Raw genomic sequence first — 16,640 nt, 5'->3', positions numbered from 1 at the left:
AAATCGAGATGAGCGAACAAGACGAGATCGAATATCAGTTAGATACTTTGGCAATTCGTACTGGTCATGACCGTACCTTCGAGGGTGAGCATAGTGAACCCATCTTTTTAACATCGTCTTTTGTTTGCGAAAGTGCAGCTGATGCAGCCGCCAAATTTTCTGGGCAAATTGAAGGGAATACCTATTCCCGTTATACCAATCCGACTGTCCATACTTTTGAAAAACGCTTAGCAGTGCTCGATGGCGCAGAACGTGCCGTGGCCACCAGTTCAGGTATGGCTGCAGTACATGCAATTACCCTGGCCTATTTAAAAGCCGGCGATCATGTGGTGTGTTCACGCGCGGTATTCGGTTCGATCATTTCATTATTTGAAAAATACGTCATGAAATTTGGCGTAGATGTAACCTTTGTTGATCTGGAAGATTTAGCGGCCTGGCAGCAGGCGATTCGCCCAAATACACGCTTACTGTTTATTGAAACCCCATCTAATCCATTGGCACAAGTGGGTGATTTGCAAGCGATTGCCGATATTGCCCATGCAGCCAATGCCTTGTTTGCCGTTGACAATACCTTCTGTACCCCGGTTTTACAGCAGCCGATTAAATTTGGTGCGGATTTAATCATTTATTCATCAACCAAATATATTGATGGTCAGGGTCGTGCCTTGGGTGGTGCTGTTGTCGGTAATCATCAGTTATTGGAAGAAATTAATGGCGTGATTCGTACCCTGGGTAACTCGATGAGCCCGTTTAATGCCTGGGTCTTCCTTAAAGGTCTGGAAACTCTGAACCTGCGAATGAAAGCCCACTGTGCTAGTGCACAGAAGCTGGCAGAATGGCTGGATGCCCATCCAAAAGTGGAAACCGTATATTACGCCGGTTTGCCGCAGCATCCGGGGCATGAATTAGCGAAAAAGCAACAAAGCGGTTTTGGCGGTGTTGTATCGTTCGTGGTGAAAGGTGAGCGTGAAGGCGCATGGACCGTCATTGATAACACGCGTTTCTTATCCATTACCAGTAACCTTGGCGATGTAAAATCTACAATTACCCATCCTGCTACCACCTCACATGGCCGTATGTCTGCCGAAGCCAAACAGCAAGCCGGTATTTCAGAAGGTTTAATTCGTGTTTCTGTGGGTCTGGAAGATATTGATGATATTATTCGCGACCTTAGCCGTGGTTTAGACCTGATTTAATTTATAAATTCTGACATCTTTTTGCTGAATTTTCGTGTAGAGTGCTTAGCCAAAGATGTCAGTTTTGTTCGGAGATTTTTATGAACATTAATATGTTAATGCAGCAAGCGCAGCGCATGCAGAAAGAAGTAGAAAACAATATCAAGAAAGCCAAAGAAGAACTGGCACAAACTGAAGTGCATGCCGAAGCGGGCGGTGGTCTGGTCAAAGTAACCATGACCTGCCGTAACGTGGTAAAGCGTATTGAAATCAATCCTGAACTGTTACAAGACGATCCAGACATGATTGAAGACCTGATTGCTGCGGCCATGAATGATGCAGCGCGTCAGGCAGAAACCATTTCTGAAGAACGTATGAAAGCAGCGAATTCTGGTATGGGCTTACCACCAGGTTTGGCAGGCATGTTCTAAGGTAGCGCATCTGTGTTCAGCGATCGTTTTGATCAACTGGTACAAGCCTTGCGTATTTTGCCAAGTGTTGGGCCAAAATCGGCCCAGCGCATGGCCTTGCACCTGATCATGAAAAACCGTGAAGGCGCGCTGGGTCTGGCTTATGCCTTAAATGAGGCGACCACGCATATTCACGAATGTTCCATCTGCCATTCTTTAACCGAAGATGAAGTGTGCAATATCTGCGCATCTTCGGAGCGTGATGAAGAATTACTCTGCGTGGTGGAATCACCAGCCGATGTCATGGCAATTGAACAAAGTGGCAGCTTCCGCGGTAAATATCATGTCTTGGGCGGGCATTTATCGCCGCTTGACGGGATTGGCCCGGAAGAAATCGGGATTCCAGCTTTAATTCACCGTTTAAGCTCGGGTCAGGTCAAAGAAGTGATTCTGGCGACCAATGCCACGGTAGAAGGTCAGGCGACGGCGCATTATCTGGTCGAAGCGACCAAGCATTTACCGGTGCAGATGACCCGGATTGCTCAAGGCGTGCCGCAAGGTGGTGAACTGGAATATATCGACAGTCACACTTTAAGTCAGGCTGTCCATAACCGTATGCGCATGAAATAAGTACTCCGGTGCTTATTTCATCAGATTTCAACTTTTTAAATTGGGTCTTAATCAAATATTGAAACTTTAACTAAGATATAAAAAATATAAACTTTTGTTTATCTTGAGCTTAAACTTTAAAAAAATCAGCAAAATATACCGTAAGTTTTATTTTTTTATAGCTAAATTATATTTATTGGTTAAAATACCCCTTGAGAAACTTTAACGACTCTCTCTGCTATGTTCCAATTTATTCAACAGCAACAAGACTTTGAAAATGTTTTAACATTAATGAGTCAAAACTCTACCTATGGACTGGATACCGAATTCATCAAGGTTGATACCTTATGGCCCAAATTGGGGGTGTTCCAGATTAATGTCGCAGGAAAAGTTTATTTGCTGGATGGAACAACGCTGAATCTTTCGGCGTTCTGGGAAAAAATCTTCCAGGCGCAGCAGAATATTTTCCATGCTTGCGGCGAAGATATTGACCTGATCTATCATTATGCCCAGCAAAAATCACTAAAAAACGTATTTGATACCCAGGTTGGCATGTCCTTTTTGGGCTATGGTTTGCAGGTCAGCTATCAGAATGCTTTAAAGCAGGTGCTGGAAGTCGATATTGACAAAGATCAGACCCGTTCGGACTGGCTGGCGCGACCATTATCACCGGAACAGTTGCAATATGCGGCCAATGATGTGCTGTATTTAATGCAACTGGCAGAAAAAGTACAGCAGGACTTGCAGCAAAAATCGTTACTGAATCTGGTGGTAGAAGACTGCCGTCATTTAACCCAGGAAATTGGGGAAGATACACCGCTAGAGCGTTTGTATCAGGATGTCGGCAATTACCGCCATTCACGCCGTCAGCTCATGCAGTTACAGCAACTGGTGGTCTGGCGTGAACAGATGGTTAAGGCTTTGAACCAGCCACGTAGCTTTATTCTGAAAAATACCACCTTGCTGGATCTGGTTGAGAAAAATCCGAAAAACAATTTCCAGCTGTCACACGTGAAGGAAATCCGTCCAAATATTTTACGTGAACATGGCAAAACCATTTTAGATCTGTTGAAATTCCTGCCCGATCCAGAGCACTGGCCGCTGCGCATGGCGCGTCCAATTCGCCATTCTTCCAAAGAAGTCGGGCAGCACATTGAGCAGGTGATTCAACGCGGCGTCAATGAAACCGGCATCCCTAAAGAAGTGCTGATGCGGAAAAAATGGCTGAATGCCCTGTATCAACATGTGGTATTTAAAAATGATGAGCAGGATTTACCAAGCTATTTATTGGGCTGGCGTTATGATCTGCTGACCAAGCCGCTGATTGAAGTGCTGCATCAAGATCAGCAGTATTTATCCAATCATATGATAGTGATGGATTAAAAAAACAGCAAACTGCTGCCAGAATTATGATTTGTACACAATCACGACTGATGCGTTAATAATCACTAATGTATCCGTCTTTTTTTTGATGTATGCTTTGGCCTGAGTTAAACGAGTATTGTGCTGAATATGTTCTGTTCAATTTATAAATCGAGCAAAAAAGATGAAATGTATCTTTATGTCGCTCGTATTGAAAGCCAAGATGATCAAGCAGAAGCGGCAGATCCGCTTGAAGTGGTACCGGAAGTACTGCGTACTGCATTTGGTCGTGCAACGTTTGTTATGGATTTAGAATTGCATGAAAACCGTAAACTCGCGCGGGCCAATATTCTGCATGTCATGGATTCGATTCAAACCAAAGGCTTCTTTATTCAAATGCCGCCAGAAGGTTTAATCAATCCGAATGCGGTTGAGCCAGAAGGCTTACGCGGTGCCTAAGTTAAATTCAGGAGTTGAGTGATGGAAAATTTAATGACTTTTTTAGAATCAATTCCTGAAAATACCATTGCCGTTACGGTCTATCTATTGGGTAGCCTGATTATTTTATGGTGCTGGTATGAAATTGCCAAACGTCTGCCTCATCCACTTGGCGGCGTAAGCTGGATTGTGGTCTTTGCTATCTTGCTGACGCCTACCATTTCCGAAGGGCATAATGCAGGTATTGCACCGGCCACCTTTGGTTTGCTGTTTGGTGTATTAACCAAGGAAATGCCGCTGGTCTGGTCCAATTTATCTGCCATTCTGGTGGTGATTGGTTTAGGACTGGTGGTTGGTTATTTCTGGTCTAAATATAGCCAGCGTAAGGCAGGTCTTGCTGCCAAGAACAACAGCACAGCACTTTAATTACAAAAATAAGTTTAAATTGAAATAAGGTTATCTCATGTCTGTAGATACACAACACTTCACTGGTACTGATCAATACATCGCCACTGACAGCTTAAAGCTGGCGGTGCAGGCGGCACGTCGTTTACAAAAGCCCCTGTTAATTAAAGGTGAACCGGGTACCGGTAAAACCTTACTGGCCGAGCAGGTCGCGCAAAGCCTGGGACTGAAACTGATTACCTGGCATATCAAATCGACCACCAAAGCCCAGCAAGGCCTGTATGAATATGATGCTGTGTCGCGTTTACGTGATAGCCAGCTGGGGGATGACCGGGTTTATGATATTAAAAACTATATTAAGCCGGGCAAACTGTGGGAAGCGTTTAGCAGTGAAGAGCGCTGTGTACTGCTGATTGACGAGATTGACAAGGCCGATATCGAGTTTCCAAACGACTTGCTGCATGAGCTGGATAAAATGTCCTTTTTCGTTTATGAAACTGGCGAAACCATTAGCGCAACGCAGCGTCCGATTGTGATCATCACTTCCAATAATGAAAAAGAACTGCCCGATGCCTTCTTGCGTCGCTGTTTCTTCCATTATATTGATTTCCCTGATGAAGCCACCATGCGTGACATCATCAATGTACATTTCCCGAATATCTCCACGACTTTGGTGTCAGAAGCTCTACAGGTGTTCTTTAAATTACGCCAGATTCCAGGTCTGAAAAAACCGCCTTCAACCTCTGAGCTGATTGACTGGCTAAGCCTGTTAATGGCGGATGACATGCCGGACGATATTCTGCGTAATGCTGACAAAACCAAAGCCATTCCACCGTTGTACGGTGCGCTGATTAAAAACGAGCAGGATGTTCAGTTACTGGAACGCTTAGCCTTTATGGCTCGTCGTTAAGGGAGTAATCGCCACATGTTTGTGCGATTGTTTTATACCTTAAGAAAATACGGCATCCCGGTCACCACCCGCGAACTGATTGACCTGAACCGTGCAGTGGCAGAAGGTCTGGTCTTTGCCAATCAGGATGAGTTTTATCATCTGGCCAAAACCATTATGGTCAAGGATGAGCGCTTTTTTGACAAGTTCGACCGGGCCATGAAAGATTACTTTGATGGTATCTCGACCTTTGATCTGGATGAATTGCTGAATCAGGTCCATAAGCTGCCGAAAGACTGGTTTGATCTGGAGCTGCTGGAAAAGCATTTAACCCCGGAGCAGCGCGAAGAACTGAAAAAAGCCGGTTCACTGGAAGAACTGATGAAAATGCTGGAAGAACGTTTACGCGAACAGCATAAAAAGCATCAGGGCGGTAACCGCATGATTGGGACCGGTGGAACCTCGCCGTTTGGTGCCTATGGTGATCATCCTGAAGGGGTGCGTATAGGCGGGCCGGGCCGTAAACGTTCAGCGGTTAAAGTCTGGGAACAGCGTCAATACCGTAATCTGGATGATGACCAGCTGCTCGGTTCACGGCAAATGCAAATGGCGCTGCGCCGTCTGCGCAAGTTTGCCCGTCAGGGCGCGGCTGAAGAATTAGATGTCGATGGCACCATTCGTGAAACCGCCAAACAGGGTATTCTGGATGTGCAACTGGTACCCGAACGGCGTAACCGGGTTAAAGTGTTAATGCTGTTTGATGTCGGCGGCTCCATGGATGCGCACATCGCCCAGTGTGAAAAGCTGTTTAGTGCGGCCAAAACCGAATTTAAAACGTTGGAATATTTTTATTTTCATAACTGCCTGTACGATTATGTCTGGAAAGACAATGTACGCCGTTCACACACCCGTATGAATACCTGGGATTTATTCAACACCTACGGACGCGACTATCGTGTGATTGTGGTCGGGGATGCCAGTATGGCACCTTATGAGCTGAATGCCGTTGGGGGTTCAGTGGAATATATGAATGATGAGGCCGGGCAGGTGTGGTTGCGCCGTTTACGCCAGCATTTTGATAAAACCGCCTGGCTGAACCCGGAACAAGAGCAATATTGGCACTACACCCAGACCATCGGTTTAATTCAGCAAATTTTTGAAAATCATATGTATCCCATGACGTTAAAGGGGATTGAAGATTTAACCCGTTATTTGGCGCGTTAAGCTTCATAAAATAGAAGGAATACTGCATGAACTCTCAGATGAATGGCGTTGCCTTACCCAATGAAGATGGCTTTTTTGGTGAATATGGCGGGCAGTTTATTCCACCGCATCTGAAAGCGGCGATGGATGATATTAAAGTGGCCTACGAAGAAATTCGTCAGACTCCGGAATTTCAGCAGGAACTGGCTGAGCTATTCGCACATTATGTGGGTCGTCCAAGTCCGCTATTTCATGCCAAGCGTTTATCTGAGCAGTTGGGCGGGGCACAAATCTATTTAAAACGTGAAGATTTAAATCACACTGGTGCACATAAAATTAACCATTGTTTAGGTGAAGCCTTGCTGGCCAAATATATGGGCAAAACCAAAGTCATTGCCGAAACTGGCGCTGGTCAGCATGGCGTGGCATTGGCAACCGCCTGTGCCCTGGTCGGTATTCCATGCGAAATTCACATGGGTCAGGTCGATATTGAGAAAGAACATCCCAATGTCGTAAAAATGAAAATTCTGGGCGCCAAGCTGATTTCCGTGACCCGCGGCACTGCAACCTTAAAAGATGCGGTAGACAGCGCCTTCGAAGAATACTTAAAAGATCCGAAAAACTATATTTATGCGATTGGTTCGGTGGTGGGACCGCATCCATTCCCGATGATGGTACGTGATTTCCAGGCCATTATTGGTGATGAAATTAAAGTTCAGGCGCAGGAACGTTTTGGTGCACAGCCGGATTATATTGTGGCTTGTGTCGGTGGTGGTTCTAATGCTGTGGGCGCTTTTACCGCGTTTCTGAATGATCCGGAAGTAAAACTGGTTGGTGTTGAGCCAGCCGGTCATGGCCTGAATACCGATATGCACTCTGCAACCCTCACCTTAGGTAAACCGGGTCAGTTACACGGTATGGCCTGTTATGTGCTGGAAGATGAGCAGGGTGAGCCACTCCCGGTACACTCGATTGCATCTGGGCTGGATTATCCGGGTGTAGGGCCACAGCACAGCTTCCTGAAAGATGCTGGTCGTGTCGAATATACCACTGCTACTGATCAGGAGTGTCTGGACGCCTTTATTCAGCTATCACGGGTTGAAGGGATTGTGCCGGCACTGGAAAGCTCGCATGCGGTCGCATGGGCAATGCGTGAAGCACCAAAAATGTCCAAAGACACCAATATTGTGGTGAACCTGTCTGGTCGCGGTGACAAAGATGCGGACTATGTGGCACACAAGCTGGGCTTGAATTAATCCTGTTTAGTCTCTTTTAAACGAGCAGTTTTAAAAAAGATCGTTTTTTAAAAGGCTAGCCATAAAAAAACTCTCTTGAAGGAGAGTTTTTTTGTTTTTTATATTGTCTGTTTAGCTGGCAATATATTGTTGTAGCTGGTCGATCAGTTTACGTTGATCATCCATCACTGCTTTTACCAAGTCGCCAATCGACACCAGTCCAACCAGTTTGCCATCTTCTACTACCGGTAAATGACGTAAATGACGATCGGTCATCAGGCTCAAACAGTCTTCTACACTGGTGCTTTGGGTCACGGTCAGTACCTTTGCGGTCATAATCTCATTGACGGTGGTGTCATAAGAAGAGCGTTCCATCAACGCAATTTTACGGGTGTAGTCACGCTCGGATAAAATCCCGACCACTTGGCCTTCATGGGTCACTACAAGCGCCCCGATGCCTTTATCGGCCATAATTGAAATTGCTTCGAGTACAGTTGCTTCTGGACTAACGGTGTATATTTCCTGGCTATGCTTATCTTTTAATACGTGTGTTACATTGGTCATTCTGTCTGGTCCTTGCCATTTTTGTTCTTGGTATGGGTTCTAACTTAACCTCAATTTTGAAAAATGCCAATAGTTTTATCATTAGAGGCCATAATCAGCAGTCATATTGTTTTCATTGAGGTTTAATGGTGCATGAATCTCTACGTTAAGCGGTCTTTAACTGGGCGTCATTAAAGAAAAAGTGTTTCATTTGCTGTGTGGTCAGCTTGAATTGCTGGCTGGAACAATGACACAGCGCCGGTGTAACTTTTAAACGGGTTAAGGTCGGTAGCAGGGAATTCTGAAAATCCTGCGGGCTAATCTGGCGCGGAGTGTAGTTTGGCCAGTGTTTCTTGGCATATTTATAGGCTTGGACACCGTTTAACCAAAAGGGAAAAATAAAATCATCCTGATCGGAGGTCATGGCCCAACCCTGATGATATAGCCCCCAAAGTACCCCGCAATACATCATTGATTTTAGAATACCGATTTTCATGTGAATATCTTGGGCAGCGGGTTTTAAAGACTTAATCTGGTTCATGTCATATAAACACTAATGTGGTGCCTGTATTGTAGGAAATTCAGATGAATAAAGCGTTTAAGCTTTGCGTTAAATCGTAAACAAATATAAAAAACAAATTTCAGGCATTAAAAAACGCCACCTAGGTGACGTCTGTTTATGCTTGCATGGTGGCCATATTCTGCCAGTACTGTGCTTTGAGTGAATCGCGTTCTACGCGGAAGCCTTGATAGTACAGTTCAGCTAAGAACATAGCGGCTTTGCCATGACCCGCGCGGGCAACCTGTTCAAGTTCAGCCACAGCATCTTGGAAGTTCATCTGTGATTGAATGGTGTTAACCGCATTTGCATATGCAATTTCAAGATCATGGTGAGAGATACTCTGAATCATATAAAACTCCTTTATTTTAATTATGATCGCAATAAAGACTGTATAGCCAGTCTAAATAATAGTTTATCGAGGTTGTGTTAAACTAATATTACACATTCGTGGAAATGTCAACTAAGAGATGGGGCAGATCCGTGATATTTCAAGTTTACATGATTAAACATTGAACACTCTATAATTTTATTATGATATGCATATAAGAAAGGTAACATAAAAAGGAGAGCCACATGACAAATACAATAGACGGTTTTAACTTTGATCTGCCTTTACGTGCGGAGCAGATTATCGAGCTGGCCCATCATCACCGTAAAAAACTCGATGAGGCGGTGTTCCATCAGGAAATTCATTTAGGTGAGTATTGTCTGGCGCAGCGTAAACGTGTGCATGACTTTACCAGTACACTCGATCCACAGCAGCGTGAAGAATTCTACCGTATTTATAATGGTGAGCTAATCAGCATTGCCGATGATGATGAACTGCATCCGGCTGATGCCGAAAAAGGGGTCAGTATCTTTGCCATCTTCATTGTGCTGGCCATTGTCGCGGGTATTATCCTGTATACCGTATTCCGCGCGCTGATGACTTAAGCAGCAGTGGCTCAATTTTACTCGCCAGTTCGGGTAAAATTGGGTCATCTATCTTGTGCAAATACCGCTAGCATCCTACACTACGGCTATTCGAGGTAGGCTATGCATGACGCAATACAAAAAATTTCTCAATTATTCATTCAATTAAAATCACGACTCACGTTAGAGCAAATTTATAATGGGGTAGTGGTCAGCATTATTGTCATTATTCTCCTGTTATCTTCCATTGCACTTTATCGCCCGGTCGGGTCCGTACAATTTCAGAATATTGAGTATCTGTCACAGCAGTCGATGTATCCTGAAACTCAGGAGATGGCTGTGCGCTTAATGCAGCAGCCACAGGTGCGTTATGGGCAATATCTTAAATTGATGCAGGCCCATCAGATGGAACTGGGTCAGGCAAAACAACTTCCTCCTCTGGATGTGGAGGCATATTAATCGCCGGAATATCTTCAACCTGAGGAAGCGATTGACTGCCGGTGGTCTGTAAATTGTGTTGTAAAACTTGTTCTAAAGCCGCTTTGTCTAAACTTTCACTGACTACAATCACGGTCAGATGTTCCGGATGCAGATGCCGGCGTACCGCAGCTTGCACATCTTCGGCGCTAATTTTACTGAGCTGCACTGAATATTCACTCAGGCTCTGTGCCGATTGTCCATAAAATCCCAAACTGCCGAGCTGGGCATTAATACTGGCATTGCTGCTGTAATGGTTGGGATAGGCTCTTAACAAGCCGTTTTTGGTTTCTTCCAGCTGTTTCGGATCAATCGGTTCACGGACAAAATCGACCAGTGCCTTATGCGCGACACGAATACTGTCCATCAGTTGATCTTGCCGGGTTGAGTAGCTGATGTGAAATACACCCGGTGCCTGACTAAAACTCATGCTGCTGGATGCGCCATAGGTATAGCCGCGTTTTACCCGCAGTTCTTTCATCAAAACAGAATGAAAGCCGCTACCGCCGAGCATACGATTGGCCACTTCTAGAGCCAGCCGGTCTGGATCATGACGTGTGGTGCCAATATGACCGAGCACAATATGCGCCTGACTGGACTGATAGGGCATGTGTACAATCTGAAAGCCATTTGCTGTGATGGGTGTGGGGAGTGGTGCAGCCGCCTGACCTTGCGCTAAGTTGCCGGCAATACGTTCTGCCAGATTTAAAGCTGCTTTGGCCTGCATTTTTCCGGTAATGGCAATATTCATATTCTGCGCCACCAGAAACTGCTCACGGAACTGTTGCAGATGTTTGGGCTGAATCCGCTGAATACTGCCATTGGTGCCGTTAATTGGCTGGGCATAAGGATGTTGCCCATATAAGCTGCGATACAGTTGAATCTCCATCATCCGGCTGGGATTTTCTTTCAGCTGTTTTTGCCCCAGCTGGTTATTGCTGACCACCATGCCAATACTCTGTTTTTCAAAGGTGGCATGTTTGAGCAGTTCCATCATCATGGCTAAAGCCGGTTCCAGTTTTTCCGGGTCAGACAGCACCCGTAATTTGACAATAAACATATCTCGATAGGCTCGCGCACTAAACTGCGCACCGACCTGTTCAAACACGGCAGCCACTTGTTGTGCGTTATATTTGGGCGTGCCTTCATCTAAGAGCTGGGCGGCCATATTGGCCACGCCGTATAAGCCGCTTTCAATTTCCCGATCACGTGCGGCACCGGCATTAAAGGTCAGCTGTATATCCAGAATTGGCAAGTCCTGTGTTTCCGCAAACAGGGTTCTGACCTGATAACGGTTGTTCAGGTCATGCACATAAGGCGCGCGATAATCCAATTTCTGCTGATTAATATTTCTGAGACTTTGCAGCAGTGGCAGAGATTGTAAGGTATTTGGATTTTCATCCACTTCGGTGGTGGTATTGACATTGGCCTGCGCAGAACTGATCGCAAATAAGCTGGCCACCAGAACGCAGGAACGGAAATAGGGCATGTCGGTATCCTTTAGGGTGACTTGCTGTGTGGACGCAAATATAAGGTGGTCAAATTGTCACGCACAAAATAGACATTGGCGACGCGTTGAATGTCTTGCGGGCGTACTGTTTCAAAATGCTGGGGCAGCTCATCCATCAGGCGATAACTCAATCCATTCACCTCCAGATTACCCATCATCTTGGCCTGTCCCGCTAGATCATCCTGACTATAAAGCAAATTCGACACAAACTTGGCTGTCACGCGTTTTACTTCCGGTTCATGCACCAGCTCGGTTTTCAGGCGTTCAATTTCAGCCTGAATCGCCTGTTCGGCTTGGGCCAGATCCACGCCATCCACCGGTAAAGCTGAAATGGTAAACAGGCTGTCGCCACGATTATATGGATCATAGCTGACGCTTAAGGCGCTTAAGAGTTTTTGCTCACGAATCAGACGCTGCTGCAGACGAGAAGAAATGCCGCTGTCTAATAAATGCTGAATAATGGTGAGTGCATAGGCATCTTGCGGATTGGTCGCAGTCGTTAGCGAACGGACATTCCAGGCCATATACAAATTCGGCACCTGAACCGGAAAATTCAGTTCCATGTGCCGATAGCCCAGACGTTCAAATTCGCGGACATCATTGCGGGCTGGCAGGCTGCGCGCTGGAATATCGGCAAAGTATTTTTGCGCCTGCAGCAAGGCCGCTTCAGCATTAACATCGCCGACAATAATTAAAATGGCATTATTCGGGCTATACCACTGCTTGTACCACTGACGTAAATCCTCCAGCTGGATATTTTGCAGATCTTTCATATGCCCAATAATTGGCTGGCGATAATGACTGGTCGGGTAGGCAATCCATTTAAACCGTTCAAAAGCCAAAGCACGCGGATTGTCATCGGTACGCTGGCGCCGCTCTTCCATCACCACTTTGATTTCGGTGGCAAAATCCTGCTGGCGCAGCAATAAATTACGCATCCGGTCGGCTTCAAGCTCCAGCGCCATCGGAAAATAGGTTTTTGGATACAGCTGATAATAATTGGTGTAATTGGTAAAGGTCGAGGCATTGACCCGGCCGCCGTAAATCCGGCTGAGTCGGGTAAACTCATCATTCGGCACTTTATGTGTGCCTTTGAACATCATGTGTTCCAGTGCATGGGAAATGCCGAGTAGATTTCCCGACTCATCACTGCTACCAACTTTGTACCAGATTTGAGTCATCACCATCGGCGAACGATGATCTTCACGAATAATGACTTTTAAACCGTTTTTTAACGTGGTTTCAACGGTACTGCGTGCCAGCTCGCTTTGAGTATTGGCCGCCAAAGCGCTCGATGAGAAACCGATCAGAAGTAGGGTAAGGGCGAAACGTTGTTGTTTTAAATGATGAACCACAGCAGGCAAAATTTTATTGTTCAGTATCACAAAGATGATCCGCAATGCATCTGTATTTGCTTTCATTCTTCAGAAACGGGGCAGTGAAAGCAAGGGAATCCTGTAACTTTTTGCAGCCTGCGACACATGATTGGCAATGACAAGTCAAAGCGGGCAGTTTATGTTAGAATCCAACTTTTTAACGCACTGCTTTTCAAGGATTCGGCATGCAACAGCAATCTAATGGGCAAAATAAATTTTTGATTGATGCTGATATCGGGGATGACGATGTCACTTTACCAAGTTTACCTGCGGTAAATGTACCTATCGTTGAAACACCTAAAGTAGAACAAGCACCTGTTTCTGCGCCTGTAGCCACAGAAGCAGCTGAAGAGAAATCAAAAGGCGGTTTCTTTAGCCGTATGAAAGAAGGGTTAACCAAAACCCGTAAAAACTTTGCCGATGGGATGGTCAACATCTTAATTGGTGGCAAAGAAATTGATGATGAACTTTTAGAAGAAGTTGAAGAGCAATTGCTGGTGGCCGATATTGGTGTTGATGCCACCAAAACCATTATTGCCAACCTGACTGAACGTACTGCGCGTGGTGATCTGATTTATTCACACTCGTTGTATAAAGCCTTGCAGGAAGAGCTGGTGGCTTTACTGGCGCCGCGTGTTAAACCGTTGCATATTGATTCGAATAAAAATCCATATGTCATTCTGGTGGTGGGCGTGAATGGCGTGGGTAAAACCACCACCATTGGTAAGCTGGCCAAACGTTTACAAGGTGAAGGCAAGAAAGTCATGCTGGCCGCTGGTGATACCTTCCGTGCCGCAGCGACTGAACAGTTGCAAATCTGGGGCGAGCGTAATGATGTTGCTGTGGTCGCGCAAGGTCATGGTGCAGACAGTGCCTCGGTCATTTTTGATGCCTTTGAAAGTGCGCGTGCCAAAGGTATGGATGTCTTGATTGCCGATACTGCAGGGCGTTTGCATAACAAAGGTCATTTGATGCAGGAACTGACCAAAGTCAAACGCGTGATGCAAAAAATTGATGCCACTGCACCGCACGAAGTAATGCTGGTGGTAGATGCCGGTACCGGTCAGAACGCGATTAACCAGGTTGAAATGTTTGATGAAGCGGTTGGATTAACTGGCTTAACTATTACCAAACTGGATGGTACCGCCAAAGGTGGTGTGCTGTTTAATATTGCCAGTCGTACCCATGTGCCTATCCGCTTTATTGGGGTAGGTGAAAAAATTGATGACCTGCGTCCATTCTCAGCCAAGTCCTTTGTGGCAGCGCTGTTTGAAACAGACAAATAAGCAGCTCAAAAAACTCCGCGATTTGCGGAGTTTTTTATATATCCTTTAAACTGAAATTAAGCCCAAAGGCTGATATAAACCTAGAGCAGGGATGATGCTCCATCCGCTTTGACGTGCTTTAAAATTTAACTTGTTTTCATAAAATCTACGATAAGCGCGGTTATTGTTCCATAAATGCAACACATTGTTATAAAACTGGGGCTATTTTCCAGCCCAGGCAGCCGTTAAGATAAATCCATCTGTTATAAACACAAGACCATACCAAGGAAAAAGATATGTCATTTAAAGATCATTTACTTAAACGCCGTACCATTTACTCAATTGGTAAAAATGTGGCGCTAGACGAAGCGAAAATTGAAGAAATTATTAAAGAAGCCGTTCGTTTAAGCCCATCTTCGTTTAACTCGCAAACTTCACGTGTGGTGATTCTGTTTGGTGAGTCACATGCCAAATTCTGGGAAATTGTACGTGAAACCTTGCGTAAAATGGTGCCGGCTGAAAACTTTGCATCAACTGACAGCAAAATCAGCAGCTTTGCCGCAGGTTTTGGTACTGCGTTATTCTATGAAGACCAAGATGTCGTGAAAGCACTGCAAGAACAATTTGCACTATATGCAGATAACTTCCCGGTATGGTCAGAGCATTCAACAGGGATTGCCCAGTTTGCAACCTGGATTGCGCTGGCAGAAAACAACATTGGTGCATCGCTACAGCATTACAACCCGATTATTGATGAAGAAGTTGCGGCGACCTTTGATGTACCAGCCAACTGGAAATTAAGAGCGCAACTGGTGTTCGGTTCAATTGAAGCACCAGCGGGTGATAAAGAGTTTATGAATGATGCAGATCGTTTTAAAACTTTTCACTAAGTTGCATAGCTAAACCAAAGAAAGGGCGCATTCAGCGCTCTTTTTTATGGCAAAACGACACTAAAAAGAGAGAAATTGGGCTTTCCCCATTTTTGTCATAAAACTGTCATTTCAGCGCTGCATAGTGTAACTAAAATTGAACAATCGACTAGAGTGAACAGCATGGCTTTACGTTTATCCTTCGCAGCACTGGCTTTAAGTTTAAGTAGTACAGCTTTTTCCGCAGTGACCATTACGGCACCGGAAGAAATTAAGGTTGAAGGTTTAAATGGTCAGGAAGTGAAAAGCCGTCTGTTTAGCAGTAATCATAACTATAGCGTGCAGCCTGGCGAGAATGTGCTGAGCGTACGTTATGTACAGTTTTTTGAAGAGCATCCGGGCATTGGTTCACACGATATTGTACGTTCGGGCATCGTGCATATTAAAACTCCGGTTTTACAAGATAAAGCCACATACCGTTTAGGGCTGGTGAATCCACCAAAAACGCATGATGATGCCAAGGAGTTTGCCAAGCAGCCGGTATTCGGTTTATTTGATGCGAAAAATCAGCTGCTGGTGCAGCAGGCTGGAGCCAAAGATTTAAACCGTGGCATTTTACAAAACTTATTTAGTACTTCTTCAACAGAATCTGCGCAGGCCGCACCTGTATCGGTGACACAACCAGCAGCGGTGTATAGTCCGCAAGCAGTCGTGACAACCAAACCCGTTGCAACTGTTAGCAATGTTGCCGGTGCAGATCAGCAACTGATTCAGCTGTGGCAACAAGCGTCTAAAACAGAACGACAAAAATTTATGTCGTGGCTGGCAGAACAGGCCAATTAAAAACCGCAATAAAATGAAAAGATTATAAAACCAGCTTCGGCTGGTTTTTTATTTATAGATTTAAAGTCTAAGTGGACTACTTTATTTTTATAATTACTTAGCTAAACTTAGTAATACAGATGAAATATGCAGCAATCTGGTTTAAAAATAACCAGACAGGTACTTTTTTCTTAAAACTTTATAAAATGTGCTTGCAAAGCTTTTAAATTTCTCTAGAATGCACCCCATACCGACGAGATAGACGGAAACGAACGAAGCACGAAGTGCTGAGTTGTTAAGTTTATTAAGTCCAGCTTCTGGCACTGACGAGGTGTTGGAAAGATCATTAAGAGATTATGAAGAACAACTTGTGTGGATTTTTACTGGTTGATTAATCGAATATATTTTCATTAATTGATTGGTTTAAATTACTCGAAGTTTATTTGAGCGAAATTTAAGTCAGAAAATTGATGAGCCAAGTTTAAGAACTTTACTTATAAAGTTCGAAATGATTTTAACTGAAGAGTTTGATCATGGCTCAGATTGAACGCTGGCGGCAGGCTTAACACATGCAAGTC

The 16,640-nt window shown here is 44.9% G+C and carries 19 protein-coding genes and 1 rRNA gene; 15 read left to right on the top strand and 5 right to left on the bottom strand.

What is annotated here, in order from left to right:
* Positions 1-8: 8 nt before the first annotated feature.
* The 9 genes from FTT89_RS10760 to trpB all read left to right on the top strand — a co-directional run bounded on the left by FTT89_RS10760 (position 9) and on the right by trpB (position 7,747).
* Complete coding sequence (locus FTT89_RS10760; RefSeq protein WP_005178426.1) at positions 9-1,196, top strand: O-succinylhomoserine sulfhydrylase; 1,188 nt, start codon at positions 9-11, stop codon at positions 1,194-1,196.
* 80 nt (positions 1,197-1,276) lie between these two features.
* The gene (locus FTT89_RS10755; RefSeq protein WP_005178423.1) at positions 1,277-1,606 is read left to right on the top strand and encodes a YbaB/EbfC family nucleoid-associated protein; all 330 of its coding nucleotides are present in this window, start codon (positions 1,277-1,279) and stop codon (positions 1,604-1,606) included.
* 12 nt (positions 1,607-1,618) lie between these two features.
* Entirely contained in the window at positions 1,619-2,215 is a 597-nt protein-coding gene (recR, locus tag FTT89_RS10750; RefSeq protein WP_005178420.1) for a recombination mediator RecR, read from the top strand.
* A 219-nt stretch (positions 2,216-2,434) separates the two neighbouring features.
* Positions 2,435-3,577 carry an HRDC domain-containing protein gene (locus tag FTT89_RS10745; protein WP_168395830.1) on the top strand — a complete coding sequence of 381 codons (1,143 nt, stop codon included), beginning with the start codon at positions 2,435-2,437 and terminating at the stop codon, positions 3,575-3,577.
* Between the two features lie 129 nt (positions 3,578-3,706).
* Positions 3,707-4,015, top strand: a complete 309-nt coding sequence (locus FTT89_RS10740) for a YcgL domain-containing protein (RefSeq protein ID WP_005178417.1) — start codon at positions 3,707-3,709, stop codon at positions 4,013-4,015.
* A gap of 21 nt (positions 4,016-4,036) precedes the next feature.
* Positions 4,037-4,420: a hypothetical protein gene (locus FTT89_RS10735; protein ID WP_045795396.1), complete on the top strand. Its 384-nt coding sequence runs from the start codon at positions 4,037-4,039 to the stop codon at positions 4,418-4,420.
* A gap of 37 nt (positions 4,421-4,457) precedes the next feature.
* On the top strand, positions 4,458-5,309 hold the full coding sequence (locus FTT89_RS10730) for a MoxR family ATPase (RefSeq protein ID WP_045795395.1): 852 nt from the start codon (positions 4,458-4,460) through the stop codon (positions 5,307-5,309).
* A 15-nt stretch (positions 5,310-5,324) separates the two neighbouring features.
* Positions 5,325-6,512, top strand: coding sequence for a VWA domain-containing protein (locus FTT89_RS10725; protein WP_104505803.1), 1,188 nt, complete (start codon positions 5,325-5,327; stop codon positions 6,510-6,512).
* A gap of 26 nt (positions 6,513-6,538) precedes the next feature.
* Positions 6,539-7,747 carry a tryptophan synthase subunit beta gene (gene trpB, locus FTT89_RS10720; RefSeq protein WP_016658999.1) on the top strand — a complete coding sequence of 403 codons (1,209 nt, stop codon included), beginning with the start codon at positions 6,539-6,541 and terminating at the stop codon, positions 7,745-7,747.
* Between the two features lie 111 nt (positions 7,748-7,858).
* On the opposite strand, the gene FTT89_RS10715 is transcribed toward trpB, so the two are convergent.
* The 3 genes from FTT89_RS10715 to FTT89_RS10705 form a co-directional block, all read right to left on the bottom strand.
* On the bottom strand, positions 7,859-8,290 hold the full coding sequence (locus tag FTT89_RS10715; protein WP_005178410.1) for a CBS domain-containing protein: 432 nt from the start codon (positions 8,288-8,290) through the stop codon (positions 7,859-7,861).
* A 145-nt stretch (positions 8,291-8,435) separates the two neighbouring features.
* Complete coding sequence (locus tag FTT89_RS10710; protein ID WP_180006330.1) at positions 8,436-8,810, bottom strand: DUF2750 domain-containing protein; 375 nt, start codon at positions 8,808-8,810, stop codon at positions 8,436-8,438.
* A gap of 136 nt (positions 8,811-8,946) precedes the next feature.
* Positions 8,947-9,180, bottom strand: coding sequence for a hypothetical protein (locus FTT89_RS10705; RefSeq protein ID WP_005178404.1), 234 nt, complete (start codon positions 9,178-9,180; stop codon positions 8,947-8,949).
* A gap of 224 nt (positions 9,181-9,404) precedes the next feature.
* Here FTT89_RS10705 and FTT89_RS10700 point away from each other — a divergent pair, with 224 nt between their 5' ends.
* Together FTT89_RS10700 and FTT89_RS10695 are read left to right on the top strand one after the other, a co-directional pair.
* Entirely contained in the window at positions 9,405-9,764 is a 360-nt protein-coding gene (locus FTT89_RS10700; RefSeq protein ID WP_005178401.1) for a hypothetical protein, read from the top strand.
* Between the two features lie 102 nt (positions 9,765-9,866).
* Entirely contained in the window at positions 9,867-10,202 is a 336-nt protein-coding gene (locus FTT89_RS10695) for a hypothetical protein (protein WP_005178398.1), read from the top strand.
* Here the strand turns inward: FTT89_RS10695 and FTT89_RS10690 are convergent.
* Together FTT89_RS10690 and FTT89_RS10685 are read right to left on the bottom strand one after the other, a co-directional pair.
* Positions 10,126-11,709, bottom strand: coding sequence for a pitrilysin family protein (locus FTT89_RS10690; RefSeq protein ID WP_180134343.1), 1,584 nt, complete (start codon positions 11,707-11,709; stop codon positions 10,126-10,128). The two genes, FTT89_RS10695 and FTT89_RS10690, sit on opposite strands and share 77 nt — an antisense overlap.
* 11 nt (positions 11,710-11,720) lie before the next feature.
* Complete coding sequence (locus tag FTT89_RS10685) at positions 11,721-13,115, bottom strand: pitrilysin family protein (protein ID WP_180048501.1); 1,395 nt, start codon at positions 13,113-13,115, stop codon at positions 11,721-11,723.
* Between the two features lie 176 nt (positions 13,116-13,291).
* On the opposite strand from FTT89_RS10685, the gene ftsY reads away from it, so the two are divergent.
* From ftsY to FTT89_RS14455, 4 genes are all read left to right on the top strand, one after another.
* Positions 13,292-14,392 carry a signal recognition particle-docking protein FtsY gene (gene ftsY / locus FTT89_RS10680; protein ID WP_016658995.1) on the top strand — a complete coding sequence of 367 codons (1,101 nt, stop codon included), beginning with the start codon at positions 13,292-13,294 and terminating at the stop codon, positions 14,390-14,392.
* A 275-nt stretch (positions 14,393-14,667) separates the two neighbouring features.
* On the top strand, positions 14,668-15,261 hold the full coding sequence (locus tag FTT89_RS10675) for a nitroreductase family protein (RefSeq protein ID WP_016658994.1): 594 nt from the start codon (positions 14,668-14,670) through the stop codon (positions 15,259-15,261).
* 162 nt (positions 15,262-15,423) lie between these two features.
* Positions 15,424-16,083 carry a DUF2057 domain-containing protein gene (locus tag FTT89_RS10670; protein WP_005178385.1) on the top strand — a complete coding sequence of 220 codons (660 nt, stop codon included), beginning with the start codon at positions 15,424-15,426 and terminating at the stop codon, positions 16,081-16,083.
* Between the two features lie 494 nt (positions 16,084-16,577).
* Positions 16,578-16,640, top strand: a 16S ribosomal RNA gene (locus tag FTT89_RS14455); the annotation flags it as partial.

It is taken from the genome of Acinetobacter sp. YH01025, from assembly GCF_013420185.1.
Taxonomy (GTDB): domain Bacteria; phylum Pseudomonadota; class Gammaproteobacteria; order Pseudomonadales; family Moraxellaceae; genus Acinetobacter; species Acinetobacter indicus.
The sequence above is the reverse complement of the archived record's forward strand: the minus strand, read 5'-3'. Positions and strand labels throughout refer to the sequence as shown.